Genomic DNA, 26,956 nt, shown 5'->3' with positions numbered 1-26,956 from the left:
GTTTGCGCTGGCGGACCTTGGCGCTAGGGTCCCGCCGGATTTGTTTTGACGTAAGGGGAGCCTTGTCATGAAACGCCTTCTGATCACGTCTGCCAGCCTGTCTGTTCTGGCGCTGGCGGCCTGTGCCGAACCCGCCGCAGAGGATGCGGATACCGCGATGGACGAAACTGCGATGGAAACCGGAACCACAACGGATGACGCAGCCATGGACGAAACCGCCGAGGCGGCATTCGACTGGCAGGCCGAGCTGGAGACCAACCCGCTTCTGGCCGAGCTGTCCGGTCCCTATGGCGGCGTGCCGCAGTTCGACGAGGCCAGCCTCGACATGTTGACCCCGGCCGTGCGGGCCGGCATGGCCGCGCACCTCGCCGAGATTGACGAGATCGCCAATAATCCGGAACCGCCGACATTCGAGAACACGATTGTCGCCATGGAGCGGGCCGGCGCACCGCTGGGCCGCGTCTTCAATTTCTGGGGCATCTGGTCGTCCAACATGTCGAGCCCGGAATTCCGCGAGCTGCAGCGTTCCCTGTCGCCGGAACTGTCGGCCTACAATTCGCAGATCACCCAGAACCAGGCCCTGTTTGACCGCATCCGCACGGTCTACGAGACCGAAATGGACAGTCTGCGTCCGGACCAGCAGCGTCTGGTGCAGATCACTTATGACGGTTTCGCCCGGAATGGTGCGACGCTGGAAGGCGAGGCCGCCGAGCGCTATGCCGAGATCAATCAGCGCCTGTCGGAACTGCATACCCAGTTCGCCAACAATGTCCTGCATGACGAGGAATCCTACGTCACCTATCTGACGGAAGATCAGCTCGGAGGTCTCTCGCAATCTCTCATCGACGCCTATGCATCGGCTGCAGCCGAGCGCGGCCGGGACGGTGAATATGCCGTGACCAATACGCGTTCCTCAATGGATCCCTTCCTGACTTTCTCCACCGAGCGCGATCTGCGCGAGACCGTCTGGCGGACCTATTACAGCCGCGGCAATAATGGCGACGAGTACGATAACAACGCCATCATCGCGGAAATCCTGCAGCTGCGTGACGAGCGTGTCGGCCTTCTGGGCTATGACAATTACGCGCAATGGCGCCTGGAAAACCGCATGGCGGGAACACCGGAACGCGCCATGGAGCTGATGGAAGCCGTCTGGCCGGCCGCCATCGGCCGTGTCGCCGAAGAAGTCGAAGACATGCAGGCGCTGGCCGATGAGCGCGGCGATGGCATCACCATCGAACCCTGGGATTATCGCTACTACATGGAGCTGATCCGCCAGGACCGCTACGATCTCGATTCCAACGAGGTGCGCCAGTACCTGCAGCTGGATAACCTCCTGCAGGCCATGTTCTACGTGGCCGGCGAGCTCTTCAATTTCGAGTTCACGCCGGTGCCGGACGGGTCCGTTCCGGTCTGGCATGAAGACGTCACCGTCTATGAAGTGACCGATCGCGACAGCGGCGAGCATGTCGGCGTCTGGTATCTCGACCCCTTCGCCCGCACCGGCAAGCGCTCGGGCGCCTGGGCCTCATCCTTCCGCGGACACACCACGTTTGACGGCCTGGAAACCCCGCTGTCGACGAATAATTCCAACTTCGTCGAGCCGGCGCCGGGCGAGCCCGTGCTGATCTCCTGGGATGATGCCAACACCTTCTTCCACGAGTTCGGCCACGCCCTGCACACCCTGTCCTCGAATGTCGAATATCCGACGCTGAATGGCGGTGTGCGTGACTATACCGAGTTCCAGTCCCAGCTGCTGGAGCGCTGGCTGTTCACCGAGCCGGTGATCGAGAACTATTTCGTCCATGTCGAGACCGGCGAGCCCATGCCGGACGAGCTGGTCGAACGCATCCAGGCCGCCGCGACCTTCAACCAGGGCTTCGCCACGACCGAATATCTGGCCTCGGCCCTCGTCGACATGGCCTATCACACGGTGGATCCGGAAGGCATTGATCCGCAGGAATTCGAGCGCCAGACGCTTGCAGACCTCGAAATGCCGCCGCAATTGCCGATGCGTCACCGCTCAACCCAGTTCGGCCACATCTTCTCGGGTGAGGGATATTCGGCCGGCTATTACGGTTATATGTGGGCGGACGTTCTGACCTCGGACGCGGCAGAAGCCTTCGCTGAAGCTCCGGGCGGCTTCTATGACCAGAACCTGGCGCAGAGCCTGGTCGAAAATCTGTTCGCCCCGCGCAATTCGGTTGATCCGGCCGAGGCCTATCGCGCTTTCCGCGGACGCGATGCGAATATCGGTCCGCTGATGCGCGACCGTGGTTTCCCGGTTCCGGACGGCACCGAGTAACTAGCCAAATCAGACGGCCCGGCGCAGTATCCGCCGGGCCGTTTTGTATCTGAACGTCATTTTCCGGGGGATTTCATGCTGAACCGTTTCCTGCCGGCCGCTCTGGCCAGCTGCCTGATCACCGCCACCGCTTTTGCGCAATCCGCGCCAACGCCACTCGAGGCGCGTTATGATCCGGCCATACCTGATCTGGAAACGGTTTATGGTCATGATTTCGGAGAGGAAATCACCCCGCCCGAGGAAGCTGTTGCCTATCTGCGTCAGCTGGCCGAAGCCGCCCCGGACCGCATGCGCGTCGTCGATTACGCCACCAGCTGGGAAGGGCGCCCGCTGGTCTATGCCGTGATCGGCAATCCGGAGCTGATGGCCAGGATCGGCGATGTTCAGACCGATCTTCAGCGCCTCGCTGATCCGCGTGGTCTCAATGCCGCGCAGCGTGAAGCCCTGATCGCTGATCTGCCGGTCGTGGTCTGGCTGGCCTATGGCGTACATGGCGACGAGATTTCCTCGACCGATGCGGCCCTGCGCACGGCTTACCATCTGCTGGCGGCCCAGAATGATCCGGTCACCGACACTATTCTGGAAGACGCGCTGGTGATCATCGATCCGGTCCAGAACCCGGATGGCCGCAACCGTTTCGTCAATTCCTTCACCCAGGCCCGCGGGCTTCAGCCCGACGGTTACCGTTTCTCGGCCGAGCATGATCAGCCCTGGCCCGGCGGACGCCACAATCACTATCTTTTCGACATGAACCGCGACTGGTTCATCCAGTCCCAGCCGGAAACCCGTGGCCGCACAGCTTCCATGTTGTCCTGGAGCCCGATGGTCATTGTCGATGCCCACGAAATGGGCGGCGATCTCTCCTACTTCTTCCCGCCGGTTGCCCCGCCCGTGAACCCGGCGCTGGGCGAAGGCCAGGTCGAGGCCCAGGACATTGTCGGCCAGAACCACGCCCGCTGGTTCGACCGTCTGGGCTATGACTATTTCACCCGCGAGATCTTTGACGCCTTCTATCCGGGTTATGGCGACATGTGGCCGATGCTGCAGGGCGGCGTGGCCTTCACCTATGAGCAGGGCTCGGCCCGCGGCCTGGTCTGGACCCGCCGCGACGGAACCGATCTCAGCTATGCGGACGGGGTCGAGCATCATTTCATCGCCAGCCTGTCGACTGCCGAGGTCGCAGCCGCCAATCGCGAACGCTTTGTCCGCGGCTATTACGAGGCCCGTGCCGAAGCCGCCGCAAACACCAATGACGGCCCGGCCGCCATTGTCCTGTCGCGCGCGTCCAATCGCTGGGGCGCGGAAACACTCGCCCGGCTGATCGCCCGCAACGGGATCGAGATTTCCCGCCTGCAAGCCGGCACCACGCTGTGCGGTACCGCGCTGACAGAAGGCGGTTTCCTGATCCAGCTGAACCAGCCCGCCGGCCAGTTGGCGCGGACCCTGCTGGAACGCGACACGCCGATCCCGGCAGATTTCCTCGAAGGTCAGGAAGATCGCCGCGTGCGTGGGCTCGACCATGAAATGTATGACGTCACGGCCTGGTCATTGCCGGTCATGTTCAATGTCGAGGCCACCGAGTGCAATTCACGTCCGGGTCTGACGGGTGACGCGGTCTCGGCGGACGATCCGATCGAGGCGGCCACCGGTTCGGGCGCGTTTGGCTATGTCATTCCGTGGACCGATGCCGGTCAGGCCCAGCTGGTTGCCCGGCTGGCGGCCGAGGGCGTTGCCATGCGCACCTCCAGCGCGGCCTTCACGATTGACGGGCAGACCTGGCCCGCCGGTTCGGTGGTCATCGCGCGCTCCGAAGCTCCGGCCAATATCGACAGCCTGATGCGCCTGCATGCCCGCACCATCGGGGCCGTCTATGCCGGTCTCGAGACCAGCTGGACAGAGGAGGGGCCGAATTTCGGCTCATCCCAGTTTGCCGGTATTGTCGCGCCGCGCATTGCCATGGCCTGGGGCGAAGGCACGGATGCCAATTCCGTCGGCGGTTTGCGCTATGTGCTGGAGCGCCGCTATGGCCTGCCGGTGACAGTAATCCGCGCATCCCGCCTCGGCTTTGCCGACCTCTCCGGCTTCGACGTGCTGATCCTGCCTGAACAGAGCGGCAGCGGTTATTCCCGCACGATTGGTGAAAGCGGAGCCGAAAACCTGTCGCGCTTCTCGCGCAGCGGCGGCACGCTGATTGCGCTGGGGGATGCCACGCGTTTCATTGCTGATCCCGATATCAATCTTCTGCCAATCCGCCGTGAATTGGCGGCTGATACGCCATCCGGTGGTGGCAATGGCGACGGCAGCACGGTGGCGGGCTCGGTGATCGCTGATGAGTCCGATCTCCGGGCTGCGCTGGAACCGCGCAATGCCCGCCCGGATTCCTCACCCGGCGCCTTGCTGAACATTGTCGGCAATTCCGACAGCTTCCTGTCGGCCGGCTATCCGGACGGGGTGGCGGCCATGGTCACCGGTTCGGACATCTACACGGCGATCCCGCTGGATGAGGCCGACACGGTGTTCCGCTTTGCCGGGGCCGATGATCTTGTGGCGTCCGGGCATCTGTGGGCCGAGAATGTCGAGCAGATGGCGTTCAAGCCCTTCCTGGTCTCGCGCCGGACGGGGTCGGGATTCGTCATCGCCTTTACACAGGATCCGACCGCACGCGCCTATCAGCTGGGTCTGGACCTGGCGCTTCTGAATGCCGTGATCCTGGCTCCGGCCCGGTCACAGCGCCTGAGATAGGGAAAACTGCGCGTTTCTGAAAAACGCTGCTTGTTTCTGAAAATGATCGCGCGTTTTTCGAAATCGCAAAGCATCGGGTGGAGTGCCTGCCCATAGTTGTTCTCGTCAGCCGCCTCCCCGCGGCGAATAAAAACGAGGTCGATTATGTTGAATGCACTCCTCCCCGCCCTGCTGCTGGTATCCGCCAATGGCCCGGCCAGCGCCGAACTGTCCTTTGCCCCGGCTGAACTGACAACGCCCACGGGTGCCGCGGCCGTTTACCAGCGTGTCGTCGATACCGCCGAACAGGTCTGTGCACAGGAAAACCGCCACAGCGTCATGTCGGCGACGGCCACCCGCCTGTGCGTGACCGATACGGTCAGCCGCACGCTGGACCAGATCGCCGCTCCGCAACTCGATGAAATCCATGCCGCCCGGAGCATCGCCCCCGATGGACGGACGCGCACGGTGCTGGCCGCAGCCCGCGACTAGCTTCCCCTGGCCTGCCAGCCTCCCCGCGAATTGATCCCGGGAAGGCTGGCAGGATTTTTCAAAAGGGCGCATGATGCCGGACATGAGTGATCTGGTCCTGATCGAAGCCATTGCCCGCTCCGCAGCGGGCACTTTGTGCTTGTTGACCTGTGCTGTGCTGGCGCTGGGCGCCCGGCATTCGCTGGCCGGACGGCTAGGGGCACTCTTCGGGTTCGGCGCTTTTGCCTACATCATCTGTACGTCACCGGCGCTCGCTGACCTGTTCGGCATCTGGCATTATCCGCTGGTCCCTCTGTCCTGGATGGACGGGGTGTTCTTCTGGTGGTTCTGCCTCGCCCTGTTCTGCGACCAGTTCCGCTTTGGCCGTTCCCATCTCGTGCCGCTGATCCCGCTCCTGCTGCTCATGCCACCGCATTTCATGAGCGAGCCACCGTCCTGGATCGGCGTGGCGACCTTGCTGAAGCAGGTGATCAATATTGCGCTCATCCTCCATGCCGTCGTCTTCGCCTTCTCGCGCTGGAAGGATGATCTAGTCGACAGCCGCCGCCGCTTCCTGGTGGTGATGACCGTTTCGATCGGCCTGTCCTCCATCTTCTTGATGGGACTGGACATGTTGCCCCTGGAGGGCGCTGCGCAGCAGGCCTACCAGACCGGCGCATCGATCTGGTTGGTCGTGCTGTCCTTTGGCTTTGCCGTCTGGGCGCTTCAGGCGCGCGATGACATGTTTGTCGAGCCGCAAGCGGACGTTTACCGGCCTGACCCGGCCGAGGTTTCCGCCCGCATCGATCCGGCGGACAAGCCTTTGCTGGCGCGGCTCGAAGCCGCCATGCAGGCCGGCGCCTATCTTGAACCGGGTCTGACGGTCGGCAGTCTCGCCGATCAGCTCGGCACGCCCGAACACCGTCTGCGCAAGCTTATCAATGGCGGGCTCAGATACCGCAATTTCTCCAGCTATATCAATTCGCACCGGGTCAAGGACGCCAAGGAAATCCTGGCCGATCCGGAACAGGCGCGTCGCCAGATCCTGCAGGTCGCGCTGGATCTCGGCTATGGCTCCATTGCCAGCTTCAACCGTGCCTTCCGCGAAGCCACGGGCGAGGCCCCGACCAGTTTCCGCCGCAAGGCGCTGACGGCTGACTAGCCCTCTATCGCAAAGGTCAGACCCGCCTTCGCCTGCAGCCGGTCAATCACCGCCTGGCCCATGGCCGCGGCGGGTGCCCAGACACCGCCCGGCGTTTGCTGGCGGTCGATATCTTGCAGAAGGCAGAGCGCGCATTCGGAGATCATCTTCGAGGTCGAGCCATAGCCCGGATCCCGGTCGCCCTTCACCGAGGCCTTCAGCACCTGTCCATCCGCCGCTTCACCGATAAACAGCACATCATAAAAGCCGGTTTCCCGGGCTTCCTTGTCCGGGCCTTCGCCCGGCTTGGGCAGCATGAAGGTCTTGAGCAGCCAGCGGGTTGGCGCCATGGCCAGCATGATATTCTGGATCTTTTCCTGCCGGGCGGCGGCCTTGGCGCGTTTCTCGCCTTTCGGCCCGTCCCCGGTCAGCATCCGTTCGTCATAGATGAAATCGGCGCCATAGGGGTGGCCAGCGAGGAAGTTCGACCGGTGCACATTCTTGGTGTTGATTGGCGCCATGATGAAGGGCGCCGTCCAGGATTGCGCGGTCTCATCATACTCGGCTTCGGCTGAATGAGGCTGTTTCGGTCCGGAATAGCCGGGGCAGAGCGAGAACGGATTGGTCAGCAGTTTCAGAAGCGAGCGGTCTTTAGAGACCGCGGCAATCGTGGCGGTCAGGCTGGCCGCTGTCCCACCCGAGAAAGTGCCTTTCATCTTTCGGACCCGGCCTTTCACGCGCGGCAGCATGGCGCCCAGGGTTTTCTGCGCATGGGCCTGGAGGAACCAGACGCCCATGTCGAAGGGCACGCTGTCAAAGCCGCAGGAAAACACCAGACGCGCACCGCTTTTCCCGGCCTGTTCCTGATACTTGCCGATCATCTGCGCCATCCAGGCGGGCTCTCCGCACAGATCGACATAATCTGTGCCGGCCTCCGCACAGGCGGCCAGCAGGGGTTCGCCATAAAGCTGATATGGACCAACCGTGGTGATCACGACGTGAGCGCTGTCGGCCATCGCCTTCAGCGATTCCGGATCGGACGCATCGGCAGTGATCAGGTCGACACTGTCGGGAATACCCATTTCGGCGCGCACGGCTTCCAGTTTCGACAGGGAGCGTCCGGCCATCGCCCAGCAGACCTTCGGGTCGCCGCGATAGGTCTTGTCGAGATATTCCGCCACCAGTCGTCCGGTAAACCCGGTCGCGCCATAGACCACGACACCGTATTTGCGTTCCGCCATGAGAAGCCCTCCCTTTGCCCGACAAGATCGCGCGCAGGGACGCTGGGTCAAGGCGTCATTGAAGTGCCAGGCTGCGCAATTCCACGGTCACGCCGCCAAATCCGGCGCGGGTGTGGAGGCGGACGGGCAGGAAGGCGCCATCGGCAATCGGTGCAATCCACATGCGCAGGGGGTGGCGGGTTTCGCCCGGTTCCGGCCAGTCTTCCGTGTCATAACCCGAGATCGGCGCGTAGAAGGCATCGCAAACCAGAACCTCGCCGCGATAGCCGCGCGTGCGGATGGTATCCGTGCCGCGCGAGACCAGGTTGAGATCATAGCGTTGCTTGCCATCAAACACCGGTATCGAGCCCTCGCAGGGCTGTTCGGTCGAAACGGACACCAGTTCGGACAGGAGGAGGGTCGCGGTCATCGGATCGACCACGCCGGTCCGGTCAGCTTCGCTGGCCGGCGGGTCGCCCCAGGAGGAAAAGGCCGGGGTTGCGGTGGACCGGGCCACGCCTTCATTGAAGTCGACACCGACGATCCGCGTCTTGTCACCAGTGCGCTCGATATGCCCGTAATTCACCGGGCGCGGGCCGGCATCGGTGAACACGCCCTCGACATCGGAATCGATGGAAAAATCGGTAAACAGGGCCGCCAGACCCGCCGCCTCGACATGCGCCCGCGCGGCGTAGCTTTCAGTACCCAGATCAGCATCGAGAGAGACCCTTCCGACCCGGAAGATCAGGACGGAGGCGGAATAGTCAGCTTCAATGGACAAGGCTTCGCGACGGTTGGCCTCTGCCACCGGTACGAACAGCAGGCCACAGGCCAGAATGGCCACAATACGCCAGGGAAACATCAGGCCCGGTCTCCTTCCATCCCCTCGAGGAATTGTCCCCGCAGCAGGATATTAGCGCCAGCCCCCCATCTGTCGAGGGATACCAAAACCCGCGCTTTACCCTTCCCTGTCTTCGGACCAGACTGGCCGGAAGGACAGGGGGACAAAAATGATACTGGTACTCTTGAGCAGTTTCGCCCTGCAGTCAGTGGCGGATCGTTGCGATGCAGGCGATGCGGCCGCCGAAATCCGGGCGCAGCGTGCAGCCTTCAACACCGCCATTGCCGAGCGTGATCTCGACACGATTGCCGATGTCCTCAATGAGGATGTGGTGCTGATCGCCGGCACCTATAGCGATCTCTTTCTCGACGAGATGACCCAGCTGCAGGTCTGGCAGGATGATTTCATTACAGAGGACCGGCTCGTCTATGTCAGGATACCCGATTGCGTGCAGGTGTCGCCGCTGATGCCACTGGCGATGGAGTACGGGACATGGATCGGCCGCCGCGAAACCGATCCGGAATCAGGCTTTGTCGCCGGCAGCTATGCTGCCAAATGGGCACTCACCGACGGTGAATGGCGGCTGGATGCCGAGACCTTCATGACCGAAAGCTGTGAGGGCGATCTCTGCCCGTCACGGGACTAGCGCCCTACTCGTCGCAGAATTCCTGGTCCGGCCCCTCGGGCGGATTGCGCCAGATGCAATCCTCTTCCTCGTCGTCTTTCGGCTCCTCGGGAGCGGGCGGCTGCGGGCGCGGCGTGTTGTCGATCGGACCTTGCGGGAGGTCTTCGTCATCATCGCAGAGATCGCACTCCATGGCTTCCGGGCGCGGTGACGAGCCTCCGCCGGCAGAGGGCCTGACCCGGCCTCCGTCCGGCGCGCGCACCCATCCTGCATCCTCACCACCGAACCGGTCATTGCCGGGTGCCGCCGGGAAGACGGTTTCCTCTCCGGTAAAACCCTCGGCCTGCGGGTCGGCGCGGCGCACCTCCCATCCGGGGTCGGTGCTGCCAATATTATTGGTGTCATTCTCGCGGCGCACCTCCCAGCCGGGATTGCCACCGCCGAGATTGTTGGTCTGCGCTCCCGGGCGCGTGCGGATCTCGCCATTGCGGGTCCGGCATTGTTCGCCCGGCCCGGCATCCCGGCAGAGCGGCAATGTCTGGGTTGAACCCGGGCGCGTCATGGTCCGTTGTTGGGCCTCGGAGAGTGCAGGCAGGCCAGAGGCCGCCAGCGCTGCGGCGATCAGATAGGTCAGGCGCATCATCATTCCCCCTTTTTTCAGGAGGCTAACACGCGCGCGCCGGCTTGTCCGCCCGCTCCGCCCGGAGCGTTGCTCTATTCATGGGTATGTCATCACCGGTCCGCATGACCGGTCGCAACGTGAATGATCACAGCAGTGGCGGCATGCGCCACCACGGCCGTCGTCCACCAGATCAGCGGCCACTTCATGGCGAAATACTCGCTGCTGATGCCAAGGCTGATGCCCGTGAAGACGGCAATGCCGACGGCATAACCCGCCAGATGGATCCAGAGCGACAGCCGGATGCCAGACCGTATGGCGGCATTCTTTTCGCGAAGTATGTCCCGGGCCTCGGTTTCCGGATCGACCGCCAGCGTACTGGCATCAACATTGAAGGCCGCGGCCAGCGCCATCAGCGTATCTTTCGAGGCGGGTTCACCATTCTCGATCCGCTGCACTGTGCGCAGGCCGAGACCGGCCAGATCGGCCAGGTGCTCCTGCGACCACTGACGCTCCTCGCGCCAGCGTCTGATTTTTACGGCATCCGCCTTGAAGGCCATGCAAGTCTCCTGTTCCGGCTTGATATCAGATCAATGCCAGAAGTCACATTGGCGTCCGGAAAGCCACGTCAGGCCTGCGCCAGTGGCCCGCCATCCGCCCGCCAGCGTCTCGCCGAGTTGATTTCAATGCCTGACCGCACCAGATTCCGCTTCCAGGGGAGAGAACCATGAAAGCCATCATTATCGCGATCATCGTGGCCGCTATCGGCCTGGGCATCATGGCGCTGGCCGGTTGGGGCGATACGCGCGTCTACGGCCATTCCGTAATGCTCGGCGCCGGTGTACTGGCCTTTGCCATCAACTGGCTGGTCTTTGTGCCGTCGGCGATCCTGAAAACCGAGAAATTCTACGATCTCACAGGATCCGTGACCTATCTGGCGGTGATCGGCTTTGCGCTTTATTCCGCCGGTACGGTGGATTTGCGCGGCGGGCTGGTGGCAGCCTGCGTGGCCATCTGGGCGCTGCGGCTCGGCACATTCCTGTTTGCCCGCATCAGCGCCGACGGCAAGGACAAGCGTTTCAACGAGATCAAGCAGAACCCGGCGCGTTTCTTCATCACCTGGACGCTGCAGGGATTGTGGGTGTCGCTGACGGCGGCCTGTGCGCTGATGGTGGTCTCGACGCCCGTCCCGCAGCCGGCGGATGCATTTCTGGTGGCCGGACTGGCGCTCTGGCTCACCGGTTTTGCCATCGAGGTGGTTGCCGACAATCAGAAGCGCGCCTTCCGGCGTGACCCGGAGAATGCCGGGAAATTCATTACCTCCGGCCTGTGGGCCTGGTCCCGCCATCCCAATTATTTCGGCGAGATCGTTTTGTGGACGGGAATTGCCATTATCGCCCTGCCCATCCTGAGCGGGCCGCAATATGTGGTCCTGATCTCGCCGGTTTTCGTGATGTTGCTGCTGACGCGGGTCAGCGGCGTACCGCTGCTGGAGAAGGCCGCCGAGCAAAAATGGGGGTCCGACCCGGACTTCCAGGCCTATCGGGACCGCACCCCCGTTCTCTTCCCGAAGCCGCCTACTCGGTCATGAAACCGCGCAGATAGGCGCGCGCCTCTTCGAAGCGGGCCTGCAAACGGGTTATCGCGACATCGCCATAGGCGTCCAGCGCCCGGGCTTCCGACACATCCAGCGCGGCCATCAGATCGGCAGCGGCGGCTGCTGCTGCCGCCGGATCCGTGCTGCCGACCTCCGCGATCCAGATCGGTGAGGAATGCGCAAAGGGCCGCATGTGGAAGGTCGGCCAGGCATCAGCCTGACGCTCGGATGTATAGGCCCGCGCCGCTACCCAGCCCGCCTCGGGCAGAACGATATTACCGCTCAGCACCGTGCTGGTTCCGGCCTCGATTCCGCCGAGGGATTGCACAACCTGACCGTTGACGATGATCTCCACCCGGTCGAGCGCCACGGCACTGGCCAGCTGCACCTGCCAGCTTGTTTCGCCGGCGGACGTCACGCCGCCGGGCCGGCTGCCATCGCCCAGCTCGAACACCAGGGCAGGGCCGGTGGTGACAAAACTCTCGCCGGCAATTGCCGCATCCAGCACGGCACCGAAATCATCAATCCGGTCAATCGCGCGGACATAGGCCCGGCCTGTGCCGGGCGGCGGGGTGCGGTGGAAATCCGTCCAGGTATCCGTGCCCGACATGGCCACGACCGGCCGGCCGACATTCAAAAAACGGTACCAGAGCTCGGCATTGCCCAGCGGGCTGGTCCAGGCACAGACCATCTCGATGCCCACACGGTCCGCCAGCAGGCTGTCGGCGACCATTTCCAGCGGGATGCCGGATGGCGCGTCCCCGGCGAACGGTCCGTCATCGTCACCGATCGGGTGGACATAGGTGGCAAAGCCGCCGGTCGCATCGGCATGTTCGAACACCGCGCCATTGGTCAGGTCCGGATCGCCGAGCGCCGGATTAGCCGGTCCGAAAAACCACGGAAAGAAGGGTTCGCTGGCACCGATCAGGCCAATATGGCCATGGAAATGCGATCGCACTTCCTGCGCCTGATGGACGATGTGGCCGTCCTCAGCGGTTTCCATTCCGACGATTTCACGATCGATCAGCCGCTCCCAGCGATTCCAGGACATCGGGGCGATATGATCGAGATCCTCGCCAAGAATGGAGGCCATCGTGTCGGCATGACTGGCGCGATGCTGTCCATCGCCATTGAGGTGGATGTGATAATCCGCCGAGACATAACCGGCATCTGCAGCATCCCAGATTTCTTCCGGTGACAGGGTGAGTTCGGCGCTGCCCCCGCGCTGCACACGAACTTCGCCACGCGCCAGCATGTGCATCGGCCCGCGAGCCGCGATGACACGATAGCGGCCGGCGGGCACGTCCAGCTGCAGCCGTCCCTGCGAATAGAAATAATGCCGCCCGGTCTGCGAGTCGTAATAGGTCGGACCGACGGGTGACGGGATGGAGCGCCCGTCTGCGCTCTCGACCGACAGGCGCGCCGCAACCGGCTCGCCGGCCTCATCGCGCGTTTCGATCACCAGCTGACCTTGAGGCGCAGCAGGATCCCAGCGTGTGATGGCGACCCGCTGCACCGCACCACCATACGCCGGCACGGCGTACAGGTGGAATTGCTGGTCGGCATCCGGCTCGTCGAAATAGACCATGGTGCCATCCGCGCTATAGGCCGGGTTCTGGGCGAAGCCTGTCCCGAAAGTGATCTGCGAATGCACGCGCGGATCGGACAAATCCATTGTGTAGAGGTGATAGTCATTCCCCGTGGGGCTGGCGAAGACGATGACGTCGTGTTCGGGATGGACGTCTGCGGTCAGGTGATAGGTCAGCGTGTTCTCGACGACCGCTTCATCCTCGCCGCTGATGAAATCCCGCAGGCGCAGTGACCGGTAGGCTCCGGTGCCGTGCAGATAGAGCAGGGCATCGCGCGTGTTGATGCGGCGGGCATTGCGTTCCACCTGCGGCAGGTCCGTCAGCATGGTTTCTGCGCCGGAGGCCAGATGATAGCGCCAGAGGCCCAGCGAGCCACCAACACCGGACGTGTAAAAGAGATAATCGCCATCACCGGAAAATTCCGGGTCGAGATCCATGGTCGACGTGTCGATCACAGTTTCACGGCCGCTTCTCATGTCCCGAACGACGACCATGGTGTCGTTGCCATTATCGCGGACAAAGGCGAGGCGTGTTCCGTCCGGGGACCAGCGGGGCCGCGCATCGATATCAGGACTGCTGGTCAGCTGGGTGGCGACGCCCGTGTCCATATCCAGTAGCCAGATCCAGCCGCGGGCGGCAAAGGCCAGATGTTGTCCGTCCGGCGCTGGTGCCGGCTCGCGTGCGCCATGCGCCAGGATCGGCAATTCATGCTGTTCCAGATAGATCTGATGACCGAAATCATCGACCCGCGGATAGCGACCGTCGAATTGCGCTCCGGCGCTGGCCGCGGCCAGCAGCCCGGTGATGGCTCCTGAAAGAAGGGTGATCCCCGAAAGACGCATCATACTGGCTCCCCCTGCCTGATTGCAGAAAGACGCTAGCAGAGCGGTGCCGGTCGGCAAGACCGGGCAGGTTGCAGATGGAAAAGTCGCGGCTTGAACATCCAAGCGGGTCTCTCCTCGCATCATTGGAGCAAGGATCGCGCAAAGGGGAAAGCAATGACATTCTTCCGGATAGCAGTGGGCGCCCTGTTAGCGGCTTGCCATGCAGCCATGAACCCATCCGCCCTGGCTCTGCAGGCCGGGCAGATATCGCCCGCCGGCCTTGTCGGGGAAATCGATGGACAGCCGACACAATATGTTGTTCTGGGAACGTCGCATCTTAGCGCTGCGGAGGGATTCGATCCGGCCTGGCTGACGCCGCTGCTGGATCGGCTGGAAAGCTGGGCGCCGGATGTCATCGTGGTCGAAAGCCTGCCAGGTTGGCAGATCGAGACGCTGCAGGCCCGCAGTGCGGAATACCCGGATGTCGCCGCGACGTTTGGTCGAACCGCTCTGGCCATGGCCGAAGCCGTTTCCCTTGAGCCACGCCCGCTGCGTCGGGAAGCGCTCGCCGAGGCCATGCAAATTGCCGAATCCGACCCTGACCCGTCTGACAGGCGCCGCGCCATTGCACTGTTTGCGGCGGCACTTGAACCGGATTCCGCTGCCTTGCAATGGAGCTATCTGGACCCGGCCGAACGCCAGCCTGGCAATGGCGTGTCGGCCGGGCTCGCGGATCAGCTCGACATGCGCCTGTCGAGCATGAATGAGCGGACAACGATTGGAATTGCCCTCGCCCGCCGTCTGAATCTCGCGCGTCTGCACTCGCTGGACGATCATCAGGACAAGGACCTTTTCCTCGACAGCGTTTTTCAGGAAGAGCTCAGCAATCATGTCCCGGCACTGATGCAATCAGAGGCGCTGCAGGCCTTTCTTGAAACCCAGGACTTCAGTTTTGATGGCCCCGGATCGGTCATGGAAATATACCGGTGGATGAATTCGCCCGCCTATCGCGAACTCGATGTCCGCGGCCAATGGCTGAGTTTTCTGGCACTGCCATCAAACGGGTTGGGCAGGGATCGCGTGGCCATGTGGGAAATCCGGAATCTGGGAATGGCGTCAAATGCCCGCCGGGCCGCTATAGGGCGCCCCGGCGCCAGGATACTGATCATTGTTGGCGCTGCTCACCGGCCATGGCTGGAGGACTACCTGTCGCGCATGACTGACGTAGAAATCGTGCCATCGGAAAGCCTTCTCGGCAATTGAATGCCGATCCGGTCTTTTCGGATTGCGCGGCTCCTACGGCGATTGCACGGCCACGCTGGTCGCGCCAACCGTCACGTCCGAACCATTGGTAAAGGTCACGAAGACCCGGTTGGTGGCGGGCAGGAAGGAGACGGCGCCGGTTGAACTGACGAATACCGTGAATGTACGGGTCTCATTCGCCGCAAACGTCATCGTCACCGACGATTGCTGTGCGCTGATGCACGCCCCGGTTCCCGGATTGGTCTCACAGACCGAAATGGTCAGCGGCAGCGTTTCGCCGCCGGTGCCCGGCGTGATGGTCACCGATTGGCTGGCTCCGATATTGACCGCCGCCACCGAGAAGGCCGCTGCGCCGCCTTCGGGCACCGCCAGTATGCCATTGGCGGACGGCGTCACGGCAATCGAGATAATATCTGCCCCCGGGGTTGCTGACGCGGTCAGTGACATGGTCGTCACTCCCGGAATCGGATCGGTCGGGCGGATGTCATCACACAAGAAGACCGGGGCGATGACCTGGCCGTTCATGACGGCACCCGGTGTCATCGACAGCACATAGGTCTGGCTGGCGCCAGAGGCGAGACTGACCGTGTCTCCGTCATTGCCCACCGGCTGGTTGGTCGCCGGATCCGTGCGCCGGAAGCTGAAGGCGCCGTTGAAATCCGAGGGAGGCTGGATACGGCAATTGGCGCCGCTGGTGCCGAAACTGTCGGGATTGATCACCGTGGCAAAGGCGGTGGCTGTTGTTCCCAGCTGCACCGAACGAGCATTCGGCAGCACTGCGGCAAACAGCCTGTGGGCCGGATCAGGACCCTGCGCCCAGCTCAGGGTGAACAGGCCCTGCGCACCCGCCTCCCCGTCCAGCGCGATATAGTAATCCGTGCCCGAACTGGCTGTGAAATTGATCGAACCGGTGGCGGATTGCGACAGTGCCGTTGCGCCATGCGTATTCTGGTCATAGGCGGCAAGCAGGGCATTGGCACCGCCTGTCGCGGTAAAGGACACCGGACCGCTGGCCGGAGCCTGCCAGGAGAACCAGACCGACGCGCCGCCCGCAACACCGCCATGCTGGGACTCGCCGCTCTCCAGTGTCGCATTGAAGTTGGAGACGATCCGGGACCCGTTTGCGCCGGTCAGTGCCATCGGGCTGGCCAGATCATTATTCGACGGGGCCGCTTGCAGGATGACAGCAAGATCGGCATTGCCGGACGCACCGCCATACCCGTCCACGGCGATGGCATAGACGGTTCCGACCGTAGCCTCGAACTCGACCCGGCTCTGCGTGTTGGACGGATAGCTGATGTCGTCATTCTGGGCGACCGAAGACAGGGCGTTCACGGCACTGCCGGTATAGACGCCCAGCATGGTGTCAAAGGAGGCAGACTGGGTCTCGATGCGCACCTGACCGGTGGCAGGCGCGGTCCACAGCCACCAGAGAGAGGCGCCGCCACCACTGGTATGGTTCGGCTCGCCGCTTTCCTTGGACGCCCCGACACTGTTGAAGGACGTCGTCTGGGTGGCCTGGTTGAGAACCAGAGCGTTGACGAAATCATCATTGACGGGCGGTGTCGATCCGACGGACAGCGCGGCTGCTACCTGCAAACCCGGAGACTGACCATTGGCCGTGAAGGTAATCGTGCCTTGATAGGTGCCGGGGGACAGCCCGTCCGGATTGACACTGGCGCGGACGGTCACGCTGGCACCCGCCGACAGTGACCCGCTTTCGGTGTCGGCGGACGGTGTGTCGAAGGGGGGCGGCGGTCCGTCATTGGGCACAATCGTCAACACCAGCCAGTCAGTGCTGCCGGCCGCCTGCCAATTGATCGAGCCGCCACTGGTATTGGTCAGGGTATAGTCCTGTGTGCCGTAATCGGCCGGGTCACTGCCGTTTCCGGCTGCATTGAAGGCGCGCACAGGGCTAACGGTCATCACACTGGCGACCGTACCATTGCCGCCTGCGGCCAGCTGGGTGTCGGCCCGGTCCACGCGGATCCGCGGCGTGGTGACATTGTTATTGCTATTGGTAACCGGCACGCCGGTTGCTTCCAGCGCATTCTCGATGGCATCAATGCTCATCGCCGGATGGCTCGCGCGCAAAAGAGCCACGGCCCCGGCGACATGCGGTGTCGCCATGGAGGTGCCGGAGGCGGTCGAGGCCCGGCCTGTTCCGTTGTCATCGATGGACGGCAAGGCCGAGCGAATGGACGAGCCGGGTGCCAGAACATCTACGAGCGAGCTGGAATTCGAAAAGCTGGACAGGGCATCGGTCTTGGTGGTCGAGCCGACCGTAATGGCGTCCGGAATGCAACCCGGTGCGCTGACGCTGTCGGAAAAACCTTCATTTCCCGACGCGATGACCGTGGCGATGCCGGCAGCGCGCAGCTGGGCGATGATGGAGGCCCGGGAATTGGATGGACAGGCCGCCGTTTCCCGGCCGCCCCCCAGACTCATATTGATCGAGGCAAGATTGAGAGTGGCGCGGTTGGCATATAGCCATTCGAGGGCCGCCAGCTGGTCGCTCGTATAGCCCAGCATGCAGGGATCGCTGCTGCCGCAGGCATCCGTGCTGACAAAGCGGGAGAAGACCTGGACCGCAACGATGTCGGCACCCGGCGCAACACCGAGCAGGGTGCGCGCGCCATTGTCGGGATCAACGAAGGATCCGCCAACGGCGATGCCGGCCACATGGGTGCCGTGAGTACAACCGTCAGCACCATTCGTTTCGCCTTCGCAATTGTCTCCGGCGCCCGGCGTGGTCGTATCGGATGCCGCACCGCCCGGGCAAACACTGGTGGAATCGCCGCTGGTTGTCGAAAAACAGGCCGATCCGGTGATCCGGCCGGCAAACATGGGATGCTCATGGTCGACCCCGGTATCGAGGATGGCGACCGCGACGCCCGCGCCGGTATTGCCGCCACTGTGCAGGGTTGTGGCGCCGATCAGCGGCACACTTTCGTCCAGCATTGGCCGGTCCAGCGTGTCGGTTTCGATGCGCCGGACTTCCGGGTCCTGCGCCAGCAGGCTGATTTCTGCCGCCGACAACTCCATCGCAACGACGGGCGTAAAGCTGAACTGTCTGACAATTCGGGGGGTTGTGTCGCCGGGAGCGGCTTCGGCCATGCGCGCGGCAGGCAGGCCGAAGACCCGCATCATGACGTCATCTGTAGTGTCCCGCAGCTCGTCCTCGAAGCTTCGCCCGTCAGCCGCGAGCTCGGGAGAAGAAGCGGCCAGCCAGACAATGACTTGCGCGCGTTGACCGTTTTCCAGCCTCGACTGCGTGTACTCATCCAGCTCGACAGGGGCAGCGAAAGCGCTGGCCGTGCCCAGAACAAGCGACAATGCGGCAACCAGAAAACGGACCATGAAAACACCCCCGAACCCGAGCGGGCAAATGGCCCGCCTCTCAACCCGGCATGTTACGCGAGGTCCGGCCCGGGTCCAGCAGGAAAAGGCCCGGCCTGTCCGATTTCTATCGAAGCGTCGAGCAGGCAATATCCGAATAATCGGAGGTCTGATCAGAGCGATACGCCCTTAGCCGGTAGCAATAAAGTGTGCCCTGGACGAGCCCGTCATCAATATCCGAGCGTGGACCCGTACCCCGGACACGGCTGTCGACGCGCTCTTCACTGTTGAAGATGCGCCGCCAGTTATAATTCACGCCGCCGCGCTCGCGGACCGGAATGCCGCGCTCGACCTGTACCCCGTGTTCAGACCGGGCATTGTCCTGCCAGCTGATTTCGAAACTGGTCGGTGTATCGGCACCAATGGATACATCCGACGGGGCAGGCAAACGGCCACGCCGGGCCGGCACGGTTTCATTGCGCCGGGGCGGTGTCCGGCCTGTGCGGTGATCGACGATGGAATCCCGCTCTTCCTCGTCGCTGGAGGATCCTCCCAGAAGGTCGGCCAATCCGTCTTCGACGCTCCCGATGGCATCACCGATCTCGCTGCCGACCGGCGCCAGCGCGTCCTCGATCGGATCGGTGATCGGGCTGACCGGATCGAATCTCGCGGTCGATGGCACATCGTCGCCATTTCCGGCGCCATCCAGCGCTGCGGTTTCTGCATTCCCGCTGCGCGTGCGCGGATCACGGCCACGCCTCGCATTCACCACTTCATTGCGCCGCCCGGCGTCCAGCGTGTCGGCCTCGCCAAAGCGCTCCGGGTGCCGCAGCCGGCTCTGATTCTCCCGCGGCCAGGTGCAGGAACAGGCATCGAAGATATCGTCACACTCGAAATCATCCGTGCCTTCCAGCGGTCCGCTGCGATGGACGCAGACCTCGCTGTCTCGCATGCGCATGCAGTCGATCAGTCCGACGCAGACGCAAAAACGGCCGTCTTCCTCGTCAGCACATTCATATCCGGGCGTTGAGGCGCCCGGGCTGGTGGGTGTGGAGAGCGCCTGCCAGCCAAAAGCGGCGCCAGCGGGCAGGATGATGATCGACAAAATGGATGTCAGCAATTTCATGAGGCTCTCCTTTTTAAGGGTATGCGGCCGGTCCTAGCCGGGACCGGCTTTCATGGCCGCGACAAGGGCCTGGAAACGCTGCTGGCTTTCCGGCGACCAGGTCGTGGCCAGATCATAGAATTCCTCGACCGCATAATGGTCCGGAGGAATGACGTACCAGGGCATTTTCGTGGATGTGTAGATGTGGACGTCCGGCGGCATCAGGTCGGGATTGTCCAGCGTGCCGACCCGCAGAAAGTGCACGCGCTCACGCAAGCCCCGGAAATCGTAATGGCTCCAGACCGCGACCCTGCAATTCGGACAGCGGGCAATGATCTGCCCCTTGCCGCTGGGTGAGGCGGTGTCGATGGTCTCGACCTCGCCCTTGGTCGTCACCACATGCTCGGCCTCGATCAGCGCATTGATGACGTGCGGCCCCCCGGTCTGGCGCTGGCACCAGCGGCAATGGCAGGCATGCACGATCATCGGAGAGGCGTGCACCTCGTAGCGGACCTCGCCGCAGGTGCAGCCGCCGGTGCAGGTTTCGGTCTTGTCAGTCATCGTTTCGCTCCTGGATTCGGGATCAGACGCCAACAATGTCGGATTTCAGGGAATCAAGGAACGCCATCACTTCACCGCCTTCCGTCGCACCGACGCCCAGCTCGCTGGCTGTGCCCGAGACAATTTCGATGAAGCGCGACCAGTCCGCCTCGCTGATGCCCATACCCTTGTGGGCCAGCGCCATGTCGCGGCCGGTATAGTGCATCTGGCCGCCGGTCTCGCGAACGAGATAGTTGATCAGGATCTGCAGCTCGCGGGCCTTCCGGTCTTCGCCGCGATGGGCCCAGAAGCGGCCCAGCAGGGCATCGGCTTGGGCTTTGGCCACCAGCCGGGTGGCAAAAACCGCGATCGCATCATAACCCCCGAGACGGGCATAAAGGCTGGCTGACATGGCGGCATTCCTCCGGTTTGCAGTTGTCAATCAGCATGCCTTCGCGCAGGATTTTGAAAATCCGGGAAAAATCGACACCGGGTTTGCAGGAATGCACAAGGGGGCCGCTGGCCGCATGCAATGGGATGATGCCCGCATATTTCTGGCCTTCGCCCGTGAGGGCTCGTTCAGCGCGGCCGCCAAGCGGCTGGGCGTACAACATTCGACGGTCTCGCGGCGCATCCATGCGCTGGAGGAACAGGTCGGCACCCCGCTGGTGGAGCGCAGCGCCACCGGCTACACGCTGACCGCGGCGGGAGAGGATCTGCGGATCTCTGCCTACCGGATTGAACAGGAATTGCTGTCATTCGAAGCGGCCAGTGGCGGTCAGAGCCAGGATGCCTCGGGAGAGCTGCGCATCACCGCCATCGCCAACATGGCATCAACCGTTCTGATGCCGGTTTTCGCCCGCTTCACAGAGGCCCATCCGGGGATCAATCTGCGCGTGGACGTAACCAATGACTCGGTACGGCTGGCCGAACGCGATGCCGATATCGCGCTGCGCCAGACCAATAGTCCCGGCGAGACCCTGATCGGGACAAGGCTGACAACCATCGCCTCGACCGTCTATGGCGCCACCGATTATTGCAATGCGGTCCGGGCGGGGGCGGCCGAGGAAAAATGGATCGGGGTTGATTGCTGCGATTTTCACCGGACCTGGACGCGAGAGGCTTGCCCGGAGGGCGCTCACAGCTTCTGGGTGGACGAGACCTCGCTGACCCTCGCGGCCATCAGGGAAGGGCTGGGCGTCGGCTATCTGCCATGTTTCCTCGGCGATAGTGAAGCCGGGCTCTCCCGGTTCCAGGAGCCCGATCCGCGGCACGAAATCGGCTTGTGGCTGCTCTATCACCGGGATCTGAAGAACACCAGGCGCGTAACCCTTTTCCGCGAACACATGCAGCGGGAAATCCCGGCGCTGGCACCACTCTTCGCCGGTCAGCCGGAGGGTCCCGAACCACCCAGTGAGGCCCAGACATGATCCTGAACAATCTGGTTCGGTCGATCCGCGAACAGAATTACTATGCGGTGTTTCTCGAATTCCTGATCGTCATACTCGGCGTCGTGATCGGCTTCCAGATTTCGGCCTGGAATGCCGCGCAGCAGGAACGCCGCGACGCCGTGGACATGATGGACGGGCTGGCCGCCGATGTCGGGCTGGCTGAACAGCTCGCCTCCGCAACGCTGAACGCTCGGCTGGACCGCGTCGGGCATCTTGTTTCCGCCTGGCAGCAGATTGACGATCCGGACATTGCGGCGCTGGGGGAAACGGAATGCCTCGCCCTGGCGGCCTCTCATCATTTCGGCGTCACGATTGCCAGCCTGACCACGCTGGAGGAGATCGTCGCCTCCGGCCGTCTCGGCATATTGCGCGATGCCCGGCTCCGGCAGGCCCTGTCGCGCTATGAGCAGGCAACGGACAGTCTGCGCGAAATGCTGCAGCGCTATCCGGTGATTGCCAGCAATATGACCCGCGACTTTCCCGGCCTGATCCGGATTACGCCGATTTTGTACGGAGAGGAGCCGCGGGTCGGTTATGCCGGCGCGTGCGATATTGACGGCATGCGCGATGATCCGGCCTTCATCAATGCGCTGACGGAAAACATGGATCTCTATGATTATTTCGTCGCCGCCGGCCTGCGCCCCTGGACCGAAGCCCTGTCAGAGGTGCGCGCCAGCCTCGAAGCCGCGCAGGCGGACGTGGGGCACTGACCGGTCGCGTCTGCGCGTACCGGGTTGTCTCACGCATTGCCTGTCAGCGTTCCCGTGCCGGGTCATGTCCTTTCGGAATGTGAGCCGTCCGCTTCAATCTGCGCCTGCCACTGGCGGCGATTAAGGCCCCGGACAAGCAGCCAGCCGGCGAACACAAATTCCGGCAATGCGGCGGGAAGCAGAAGCATGCCACCCACGCCGCTCAGCGCGGGAAGTCCGAAATGGACCACACCCAGCGCGACATAGCTGAGCCCGGACAGGCCCATGAGCAAGCCGAGGAAGGTCGGAAAATAGCGCGAGCGGGTCAGCAGGATACCCAGGGCGCCGCAATGCAGTCCGAACAGCATCAGGCCAAGAATATAGCCTTCATTGTGCAGCCCGAGGAAAACCAGACTCCATACGCCTGCCGCTTCCGGATCCAGCTGACCGGCAATCGGCGTATCGCCAAGAAGCAGAAGCGGGGCGGTTTCGGCCAGAAGGGCCGTCACCATGACGGCGCTCATCACCAGCCTCGCCGATAACGCAAACAGGGCAACGCCCCGGTCGACGGCCACGAACAGGCGGTAGAAGGTCACCGCCAGAAAAATATCGAGCGCAAAAACAAGGAAGTCGGCCAGTATGCCAAGCCGGAACAGGGCATCATCCGTCTGGATGGCCAGCGCCGTGGCGCTCGCGTCCTGCCAGTCGATCAGGCCGCCACGAACCACGATCTGGGCAAAAATTCCACTCAGGATGATGATGACGTAAGCAAGGCCGGATAGCCGTGCCAGCGATACAGGATGGCGTGATACGAGTGCAGGGGTCATGCGAGCTCCATTCCCTATTCGGTCGCACAATTGTGTCTGCTTTCCCCCTGTGGTCTTGCCGATTTGGAAATCGGCGCATCTTTTTTCGCTATGAGAAAAAGCGGCTTGCGGAGCTCACGGCGCCAGCAGGGTGCACGTCATCGCGGCCTTCGCCATATATTCGCTGCAGGAAAATGGATCGGGCGATGAGAGCCGAACTCACGACATTCACCTTGGCAATGAGGATTTAGCGGCATCAAATCAAGCGCGAGTCGCTACGCCCCCCAACAACACGCTGTCAGTGTTGGCCCATAGGGACCTCTCGATGCTCGGTGCCCGGCAGGGCAACGCGCACATACTGCATCATGCCTTCATCGCCATGGCTGGCAAAATGGCAATGCACGAAGAAGTCTCCGATAAATCTCCGATAGCGTGTCCGGAGGCGAACCGTATAGTTGCGCTTGACGATGATCGTGTCGCGCCAGCCACCAATCATTCCGGCATATTCCGCATCATAGGCATCGGTCGTGGGATCGGTTACGTCCTCTCCGTTTTCATTGACGACACTGACCACCTGGAAGGGATTGACGTGGATATGGAATGGATGCCGGCCGAGATTGGCGGTGACCTCCCATTCCTCCACAGCGCCCAGCGTCAGAACCCTGTCGATCCGGCGATGGTCAAAGGGCTGACCATCGATGCTGAGTGTCGCGCCGCCTTCATGTTCGACAATGCTCATGATGGCCGTCTGATAGCCGGTCAGCTCCTCGTCGGTGACAGGTTCGTGCCACTCGAAATGACTCAGCCTGAGATCGTCCTGAAGATCGCTGATGACGCTGGCGCGCACATCCGGATCGTCGATCGCCCGGATCGCACCATTCACGAGCAGTTCTGTCAGGGCGGTGCGCGCATCGTTCTCCGCGACCGTCTCTCCGCCGACCTCGAGCAGTCCGAGAATGCGATAATCCTCGGGCTGCCGAGGACCGGTCTGATCGTTGATCAGGCAATAATCGCCCGGCTCGTCAAATCGAACCAGAACATCCATGCGTGCGCCAGGATACATGTCGGCCCGATGGACCTGCCGCATCCCGGCGCGGGTCAGCCCGTCATCGGCAAACTGGAACAGTTCCTGAGCCTCACCGGTACAATATTGTCCAATCCAAGAAGCATGTTCCGCCCTTGGAGTTTCTGCCAGAGCCGGAGCATCGTCGGCCAGGCGGCGAACGGTCATTCGTGCACTGCGCCGCAATCCCGCGTGCACCATGCGAAGCCGCTCGAACCGGCCGGCCTCGAAACCTTCAAGCGTCGGTTGGACCAGGCCGTTCAGTGTAAGGACCCGCCCGGACATCAGCTCTCGGAACGGCCCGATTTGTGAAAGACGCTCGACGGTTCCGACTTCATCCTCGCCGCAGGTCCACGGCGGTATTTCCGAGAGTGGTGTTTCCCGTGTGAGCGTCTCCCACCCCCGCGGCCGGCCTTCCTCATTGAAACAGGCATACTGGATCTGGCCAATCATCAGGATGTGCTCAGGCAGCGGTCGGGCATCCTCATCAAATAAAAGGATGTCGATATCACCGGGGGTTTCCGCTGTGGGAACACGGTCGCCCTCGATGATGAGCGCTCCCGCCATCCCGCTGCCCAGCTGGATTGTTGTCGAGCCATGAGTGTGGGGATGATACCAGAATGTGCCGGCCGGGTGTTCGGGAGGTATCGCGAATTCGAAATCGAAACGGGAGCCGGGGTTGATAGAAATGTTGACATTGTCGCTATTTCCGCCCGGTGAAACCCAGAGCCCGTGCGTGTGAATATTCGTGACATTGAAACATTCATGCCGCGCGGTTTGCTCTTCGGTACACTCAGGCAGATTGTTCTGGACGCCCAGCCGGAGCACCTCGCCTGGCCGCACACGCATGGTCGGAGCGCCGAATGTTTCCTGGCCTTCGCCGCGATAGGCTCTCAATTCGAGCTGGTCCGTTTCAAGCGTCCAGGGATTGAATATTTCGCCCCTCACCCTTTCCACGCTCAGCTCGTATGACGGCGCGCCGGATGACTCCACTTGATTGTCACCGCATGCAGAAAGAAATCCGCATACGGCCACAGCTACCCACTTGTTGGTCATTCGCTCTCCCCCATGAGCATCAAATGCCAACGTTAGCAAAAAACAAAAATGAAGTCTCTACGATTCGTTCCATCGCGCGTGGCGGTGAAGGCGAGGTCTTGGTTGGGGGCTGGGTAAATGCGGTGGTTGCCTGACTTCGCTTGTTAGGCGCATCAGCCCCAATCATTGTGAAATTCACCTGACCACATGAATTAATTCATGCTCGACCACTGACGGCGCTGCCCTATGCGCTCTCCCGTCCGCTCCCCTGGTGCAATCCGGGAGGCCTGAGGGTGTCCGAAAAGCCTGCAGAGAATGGAGCGGGCGATGAGCTCCAGACTTCAGTCTGTCAACATCCACGTGACTCTACAAAGACAGAAAATATATAGTAATTTCTGTAAATTGCCTGCTTGAAACGTCTACCAACGTCCACCACGTAACACCACAATCTCCGCCCTTTGTGGGTAAAATTGCGGGTATAGTTTGGGGGCAATATGAAGCTAACTGATCGAACGATCAAAGCGCTAAGGCCAAAGGATCACGCCTATAAGAAAGCAGATGGCAAAGGGCTAACGCTTCTCGTGAACGCGGACGGAGGCAAGCATTGGCGCTTTCGCTACCGCTTTCACGGAAGAGAGAAAATGCTCAGTTTGGGCAGCTTCCCCGATGTGTCGCTGTCGCTAGCACGCCAGAAACGTGACGAGATGCGGCGAGTATTGGCCTTAGGGCTCGACCCGAGTGTTGAACGAAAGAAGGAGAGGTTGCGCGCCGCCTTCGCCAGTTCCGATACATTTGAGCAAATGGCTTCCGCATACATTGCTAAACGCCAGGCTGAGGGCGCAGCGCCCCGGACTTTGAAAAAGCAGAAGACTTTTCTTGGCGCGCTTCGAGCCGATATCGGAGCCATACCTATCAGCGCTCTGACCTCGGAGCAGTTGTTGGCTGCTCTCCAAAAACATGAGACGCGCGGCAAGCGGACTTTAGCTAATGAGGCGCGAGCGTTCGCGAGTCGAGTTCTACAGCTAGCGATTGCTCAGGGACGGGCCTCTCGGAATGTGGCTGACGATCTCCGCGGCGCGTTGATAGCGCCGCTACCTGGGGGCCATGCAGCAATAACGTGTCCTAAGGAGCTTGGTCGTTTATTGGCTTGTATACGCGCCTATGAGGGCGAGACCGTAACCAGCCTTTGTCTGGAAATCTTGGCGCATGTGTTCGTAAGACCCAGCGAATTGCGCGAAGCTCGATGGGACGAGTTTGATCTTGAAAAAGGTCTATGGCGGATACCGGCTATCAGAACCAAGCTCCGTCGCGAGCACATCGTGCCGTTATCGCCCCAAGTCATTCGGCTCTTGAAAGAATTGCGCCGACACACTGGCAATCAGGCGTTCATTGCCGCATCCTCAGTAAAGCCCGATCAACCCATCAGCGACATGACATTCAACAAAGCCCTACGCTCACTTGGCTTTGATCGCCGCCATCATGTGGCGCATGGTTTTCGCAGAACCGCGTCAACTCTTCTCAATGAGCAGGGATATAATCGCGACTGGATCGAGCGCCAGCTTGCTCACGTAGAACGCAATAAGGTGCGTGGCGCCTACAACGCCGCGGAATACCTAGACGGTCGCCGTAGAATGATGTGCGAATGGAGTTCTTATCTCGGTGAACTTCTAGACGAAGCTCAAAAAGCCAAGCGAAAACAATGACCGGGGCGT

21 protein-coding genes are annotated in these 26,956 nt (G+C 62.1%); 10 read left to right on the top strand and 11 right to left on the bottom strand.

All coding sequences use genetic code 11. The features are described from left to right. Positions 1–67: 67 nt before the first annotated feature. The 4 genes from V0U79_RS09085 to V0U79_RS09070 all read left to right on the top strand — a co-directional run bounded on the left by V0U79_RS09085 (position 68) and on the right by V0U79_RS09070 (position 6,659). On the top strand, positions 68–2,305 hold the full coding sequence (locus tag V0U79_RS09085; RefSeq protein ID WP_330199183.1) for a M3 family metallopeptidase: 2,238 nt from the start codon (positions 68–70) through the stop codon (positions 2,303–2,305). A gap of 75 nt (positions 2,306–2,380) precedes the next feature. Continuing rightward, on the top strand, positions 2,381–5,047 hold the full coding sequence (locus V0U79_RS09080) for a M14 family zinc carboxypeptidase (RefSeq protein WP_330199182.1): 2,667 nt from the start codon (positions 2,381–2,383) through the stop codon (positions 5,045–5,047). 144 nt (positions 5,048–5,191) lie between these two features. Further along, entirely contained in the window at positions 5,192–5,518 is a 327-nt protein-coding gene (locus V0U79_RS09075) for a UrcA family protein (protein WP_330199181.1), read from the top strand. Between the two features lie 82 nt (positions 5,519–5,600). Continuing rightward, the gene (locus tag V0U79_RS09070) at positions 5,601–6,659 is read left to right on the top strand and encodes a helix-turn-helix domain-containing protein (RefSeq protein WP_330199180.1); all 1,059 of its coding nucleotides are present in this window, start codon (positions 5,601–5,603) and stop codon (positions 6,657–6,659) included. Here V0U79_RS09070 and V0U79_RS09065 read toward each other — a convergent pair. Together V0U79_RS09065 and V0U79_RS09060 are read right to left on the bottom strand one after the other, a co-directional pair. Then, complete coding sequence (locus tag V0U79_RS09065) at positions 6,656–7,879, bottom strand: saccharopine dehydrogenase family protein (RefSeq protein WP_330199179.1); 1,224 nt, start codon at positions 7,877–7,879, stop codon at positions 6,656–6,658. The genes V0U79_RS09070 and V0U79_RS09065 overlap by 4 nt on opposite strands. Positions 7,880–7,934: 55 nt before the next feature. Beyond that, positions 7,935–8,720, bottom strand: a complete 786-nt coding sequence (locus V0U79_RS09060; protein ID WP_330199178.1) for a DUF3108 domain-containing protein — start codon at positions 8,718–8,720, stop codon at positions 7,935–7,937. 148 nt (positions 8,721–8,868) lie between these two features. Between V0U79_RS09060 and V0U79_RS09055 the strand changes: the two genes are divergently transcribed. Next, complete coding sequence (locus V0U79_RS09055; protein WP_330199177.1) at positions 8,869–9,345, top strand: nuclear transport factor 2 family protein; 477 nt, start codon at positions 8,869–8,871, stop codon at positions 9,343–9,345. Between the two features lie 4 nt (positions 9,346–9,349). On the opposite strand, the gene V0U79_RS09050 is transcribed toward V0U79_RS09055, so the two are convergent. Next, entirely contained in the window at positions 9,350–9,970 is a 621-nt protein-coding gene (locus V0U79_RS09050) for a hypothetical protein (protein WP_330199176.1), read from the bottom strand. An 86-nt stretch (positions 9,971–10,056) separates the two neighbouring features. Beyond that, positions 10,057–10,503: a helix-turn-helix domain-containing protein gene (locus V0U79_RS09045; RefSeq protein WP_330199175.1), complete on the bottom strand. Its 447-nt coding sequence runs from the start codon at positions 10,501–10,503 to the stop codon at positions 10,057–10,059. A gap of 167 nt (positions 10,504–10,670) precedes the next feature. Between V0U79_RS09045 and V0U79_RS09040 the strand changes: the two genes are divergently transcribed. Then, the gene (locus V0U79_RS09040) at positions 10,671–11,534 is read left to right on the top strand and encodes a DUF1295 domain-containing protein (RefSeq protein ID WP_330199174.1); all 864 of its coding nucleotides are present in this window, start codon (positions 10,671–10,673) and stop codon (positions 11,532–11,534) included. Here the strand turns inward: V0U79_RS09040 and V0U79_RS09035 are convergent. Next, the gene (locus V0U79_RS09035) at positions 11,521–13,974 is read right to left on the bottom strand and encodes a CehA/McbA family metallohydrolase (protein WP_330199173.1); all 2,454 of its coding nucleotides are present in this window, start codon (positions 13,972–13,974) and stop codon (positions 11,521–11,523) included. The genes V0U79_RS09040 and V0U79_RS09035 overlap by 14 nt on opposite strands. Before the next feature lie 153 nt (positions 13,975–14,127). On the opposite strand from V0U79_RS09035, the gene V0U79_RS09030 reads away from it, so the two are divergent. Further along, positions 14,128–15,216, top strand: a complete 1,089-nt coding sequence (locus V0U79_RS09030; protein WP_330199172.1) for a DUF5694 domain-containing protein — start codon at positions 14,128–14,130, stop codon at positions 15,214–15,216. Between the two features lie 33 nt (positions 15,217–15,249). Here V0U79_RS09030 and V0U79_RS09025 read toward each other — a convergent pair whose 3' ends face one another. The 4 genes from V0U79_RS09025 to V0U79_RS09010 all read right to left on the bottom strand — a co-directional run bounded on the left by V0U79_RS09025 (position 15,250) and on the right by V0U79_RS09010 (position 20,612). After that, entirely contained in the window at positions 15,250–18,576 is a 3,327-nt protein-coding gene (locus V0U79_RS09025) for a S8 family serine peptidase (protein WP_330199171.1), read from the bottom strand. A 106-nt stretch (positions 18,577–18,682) separates the two neighbouring features. Further along, positions 18,683–19,681, bottom strand: coding sequence for a fibronectin type III domain-containing protein (locus V0U79_RS09020; protein WP_330199170.1), 999 nt, complete (start codon positions 19,679–19,681; stop codon positions 18,683–18,685). A gap of 33 nt (positions 19,682–19,714) precedes the next feature. Continuing rightward, positions 19,715–20,221, bottom strand: a complete 507-nt coding sequence (locus tag V0U79_RS09015) for a GFA family protein (RefSeq protein ID WP_330199169.1) — start codon at positions 20,219–20,221, stop codon at positions 19,715–19,717. Positions 20,222–20,243: 22 nt separating this feature from the next. After that, positions 20,244–20,612: a group I truncated hemoglobin gene (locus V0U79_RS09010; RefSeq protein WP_330199168.1), complete on the bottom strand. Its 369-nt coding sequence runs from the start codon at positions 20,610–20,612 to the stop codon at positions 20,244–20,246. On the opposite strand from V0U79_RS09010, the gene V0U79_RS09005 reads away from it, so the two are divergent. Both V0U79_RS09005 and V0U79_RS09000 read left to right on the top strand, forming a co-directional pair. Further along, positions 20,611–21,630, top strand: coding sequence for a LysR family transcriptional regulator (locus V0U79_RS09005; RefSeq protein WP_330199167.1), 1,020 nt, complete (start codon positions 20,611–20,613; stop codon positions 21,628–21,630). The two genes, V0U79_RS09010 and V0U79_RS09005, sit on opposite strands and share 2 nt — an antisense overlap. Continuing rightward, a complete protein-coding gene (locus tag V0U79_RS09000) occupies positions 21,627–22,361 on the top strand; it encodes a hypothetical protein (protein WP_330199166.1) in 735 nt (244 codons plus the stop codon). The genes V0U79_RS09005 and V0U79_RS09000 overlap by 4 nt, the downstream gene beginning before the upstream one ends. Before the next feature lie 62 nt (positions 22,362–22,423). Here the strand turns inward: V0U79_RS09000 and V0U79_RS08995 are convergent, their stop codons facing one another. Both V0U79_RS08995 and V0U79_RS08990 read right to left on the bottom strand, forming a co-directional pair. Beyond that, positions 22,424–23,167: a DUF4386 domain-containing protein gene (locus V0U79_RS08995; RefSeq protein ID WP_330199165.1), complete on the bottom strand. Its 744-nt coding sequence runs from the start codon at positions 23,165–23,167 to the stop codon at positions 22,424–22,426. 277 nt (positions 23,168–23,444) lie between these two features. Next, a complete protein-coding gene (locus V0U79_RS08990) occupies positions 23,445–25,265 on the bottom strand; it encodes a multicopper oxidase family protein (protein ID WP_330199164.1) in 1,821 nt (606 codons plus the stop codon). A 473-nt stretch (positions 25,266–25,738) separates the two neighbouring features. On the opposite strand from V0U79_RS08990, the gene V0U79_RS08985 reads away from it, so the two are divergent. Next, complete coding sequence (locus tag V0U79_RS08985; protein ID WP_330199163.1) at positions 25,739–26,947, top strand: tyrosine-type recombinase/integrase; 1,209 nt, start codon at positions 25,739–25,741, stop codon at positions 26,945–26,947. Positions 26,948–26,956: the final 9 nt, after the last annotated feature.

Origin of the sequence: Hyphobacterium lacteum, assembly GCF_036330345.1 — a bacterium.
Lineage (GTDB): Bacteria > Pseudomonadota > Alphaproteobacteria > Caulobacterales > Maricaulaceae > Hyphobacterium > Hyphobacterium lacteum.
Note: the sequence above shows the minus strand (reverse complement) of the source record. Positions and strands in the feature narration are given on the sequence as shown.